The sequence below is a fragment of the Corallococcus sp. AB032C genome (assembly GCF_003668935.1).
Lineage (GTDB): Bacteria > Myxococcota > Myxococcia > Myxococcales > Myxococcaceae > Corallococcus > Corallococcus exiguus.
The window spans coordinates 1-3,370 of sequence record NZ_RAWP01000225.1; the positions used below are offsets into that span (position 1 = coordinate 1).

Sequence of the window (3,370 nt, forward strand, 5' to 3'; positions counted from 1 at the left end):
GTTCTCCATGGCGCGGCGAAGGAGGCGCTGGCGCCGGAGCCCCCCAAGCCCGACGAGGGCCGGCTCGCGCAGCAGATTGAGCAGCGCTACGCCGACATCCAGACGAAGAAGGACCACTACGTCACGCTGGGCGTCCCGCAGGATGCCTCCCGAGACCAGGTGAAGGCCGCCTTCCTGAGCCTCGCCAAGCTCTACCACCCGGACCGGCTGCCCCCGTCGCTGCCCCACCTGGCGCCGAAGATCACCGCCGTCTTCGAGTCCATCCGCGAGGCCTACGAAGTCCTCCACGACGACACCCGCCGCAAGAACTACCAGCTGGCCCAGCAGGGCGCGCAGGCCGCTCCCAAGCCTCCGGTGGCCCCCAGCGCCCGCCCCGGCAGCCCCGGCTCGGCCCGCGCGGACACCAACGCGGACGACCTCTTCCGCATGGGCGAGGTGTTCTTCCGCAAGCGCGACTTCTTCGCCGCCAGCGAGCACTACGAGCGCGCCTACGCCCTGGACCCCAAGCCCCTGTACCTCGCGGCGCGCGCCTGGTCCGTCTACATGGACCCCAGCCGCAAGGCCGACATGCCCCGCGCGAAACAGTGGATGGCGGATGCGGTGCGCACCGACCCGAACTGTGATCGCGCCCACTACCAGCTGGGCGTCATCGCCCGCGTGGAAGGGGACATGGACCGCGCGGAGAAGCACTTCCGCGAAGCCGTCCGTGCGAACCCCAAGCACCTGGAGGCGAACCAGGAGCTGCGGCTCATCGACATGCGCAAGAAGAACCCCCCCAAGAAGGGTCTCTTCCGCTGACCTGCTTGTCCCCTGGGGAGGGAGCCGGCCGGTTTTCCGGACAGTCCCGCCCATTGACACACCTGGAAACCGGACCCGATGCTTGCCCCTACGGGACGCCCCCGTCGGATCCGCCGTCCCGCCCGTCTTGAAAGGCATGCCACGTGGCCAAGCAGCACCTGCTCCTCGTCGATGGTGACGCGAAGAGTCTGCGCGTGATGGAGGTCAGCCTGAAGAAGGCCGGCTTCTCCGTCACGACTGCGATCCACGGCAAGGATGCGCTGGAGAAGGTCCAGATCAGCCCGCCGGACCTCGTGCTCGCGGACACCAAGATGCCGGAGATGGACGGCTTCGAGCTCTGCAAGACGCTCAAGTCCGACGAGCGCTTCAAGTTCATCCCCTTCGTCTTCCTGACGAACCAGAAGTCGGTCGAGTTCAAGGTGCGCGGCCTGGAACTCGGGGGCGACGACTACCTGACGAAGCCCATCTACATCAAAGAGATCGTCACCCGCGTGAAGATGATCCTTCAGAAGGCCGAGAAGGAACGCATCGAGAAGCGCGAGACGACCAAGGGTGGCTTCGCGGGAAGCCTCGCCGACATGGGCGTCGTGGACCTGGTCCAGACCTTCGAAATCGGCCGCAAGACGGGCGTCATCTCCATCCAGGGCGAGCGCACCGGCGTCGTCTACTTCAAGGAAGGCCGCGTCATCGACGCGGAGCTGGGCCGGCTCAAGGGCGAGAACGCCTTCTACCGCCTGCTCAACACGTTCGAAGGCCAGTTCGACGTGCAGTTCACCACGTTGGACCGCACGGAGCGCATCGAGGTCTCCACGCAGGGCCTCCTCATGGAGGGCATGCGCCGGCTGGACGAGTGGGGCCGGATGCTCGAGCAGCTCCCTCCGCTGGAGACGGTCTTCGAAATCGACTACCACCAGCTGGCGGACCGCCTGTCGGAGATCCCCGACGAGGTGAACGGCCTCTTGCGCCTGTTCGACGGCAAGCGCGCGCTGTCGCGCGTGGTGGAGGACTCGGACTTCGAGGACCTGGCCGCGCTGGGCATCATCAGCAAGCTGTACTTCGAAGGGCTGATCCGCGAGCTGGGCAACGCGCCGCTGGAGCCCGTGCAGAGCAGCAAGCCGGGCATCGAGCAGTGGCTGAACGCCGCGCCGCCCATCCCCGTGGACGTCGCGCCCGCGCCGGAGGCCGCGCCCCAGGAAGCACCGGCCCCCGTGGAAGCGGCGCCCGTGGCGGAAGTCCCGGCCACCGAGCCGGAGCCCGAAGCCGCGCCCGCGCATCCCGAGCCCATGGAGGAGGTTACGCCCGTGGCGGAGATGGCGCACGCGCCGGTCTCTCCGCTGCCCGCGCAGGTGGTCATCTTCCCGCCGCGCGTTCGTCCCGGCGAGGACGGTCCGCCTCCGTTTGGACAGGAGGGCGCGGAGCCCGTGGTTCCGCCGCTGTCGCAGGAGGGCTCCGCGTTCCTCGTGGAGCCGCCGCCGGCGCACCGTGCGGTGGATCACGCGCGGCGCAGCCTGCTGCTCGACTGGAGCCGGGTGGACACGGAGGGCCTGAGCGCCTCCAGCACCTGGGGCCCTGGTTCGCCCTGGTCGTCCGCGGCCCGCGCTCCGGCGGCGTCCAGCCCGTTCTCCGCCCAGCCCGCGCAGGCGCCGGTGGAGCCGCAGTCCTCGCGTCCGCCCATCTTCGGTGGCGCGGCCATCGCGCCCAGCCCGCTGGCGCACGTGCCTCCGCCCACGCCGGCCCCTCCGTCGTCCGAGGTGACGCTGGTCAGCGGCGTGGAGCCCTTCCAGGAAGAAGTGCCGGTGGATGAGTCCGCGCCGCCGCAGCTCGCGCTGCCGCCGTATCCGGGCCACGGCATCACGCCGCCGCAGGTGGCCCCCGTGGCGCTCAACGTCGAGTTCCCCGAGACGACGCCCTTCGACACACAGCCGGCCTCCATGGAGCCGGTGGAGACCGCCGCGCAGGACGTGCCCGCGTCCGAGGCGTACTTCACGGAGCCCGAGCCCGCCACGCCCGTGCAGCCGTCCGGAGCGAGCGCCACGGAGGCCTCCGCTCCCAGCGCGAACGCCCCGGCCGCCGCGACGCACACCGCGGCCCCTGTCGCGCACCCCCCGGCCGCGACGACCCCGGCCAGCCCCGCGTCCACGAGCAGCGCGGCCTCCACGAAGCCCGCCGCCTCCAAGCCCACGCACGACGAGGACGACGCGGCGCTGATCGCCGCGATGAAGCCCAAGCGCACGGGCCTCTACATCGCGGGCGGCCTGCTCCTCGTCGCGGCCGTGGCCGCGGTGGTGCTCTCCAAGGGCTCGGGCAGCGCCGAAACGCCCAAGCCTGACGCGCCCAAGGTGACGCAGCCCGTGGACGCGCCCAAGCCTCCTGAGACGACGCCTCCGCCGGTCGTCACGCCGCCGCCCACGAAGACCGTGGACGCGCAGACCGACGCGGGCACGCCCCCGGCGAAGACCGTCACCGTTCCGGAGGACGCGGGCACGCCGGTGAAGATGGCCACCCCCGAGCCCGCCGCCGTTCCCGACGCGGGCGCCGTCGCGGTCACCCCGCCGCCCACGCCCCCGGAGAC

At 71.1% G+C, this 3,370-nt stretch carries 2 protein-coding genes; both read left to right on the forward strand.

Features of this window, described 5'->3' with window-relative positions; all coding sequences use genetic code 11:
• Positions 1-798: J domain-containing protein (locus tag D7X99_RS41590; RefSeq protein WP_121782546.1), on the forward strand; the 798-nt coding region annotated here is incomplete at its 5' end.
• A 143-nt stretch (positions 799-941) separates the two neighbouring features.
• Positions 942-3,370 (forward strand): response regulator (locus D7X99_RS41595; protein WP_233614220.1); only part of this gene is annotated, 2,429 nt, incomplete at its 3' end.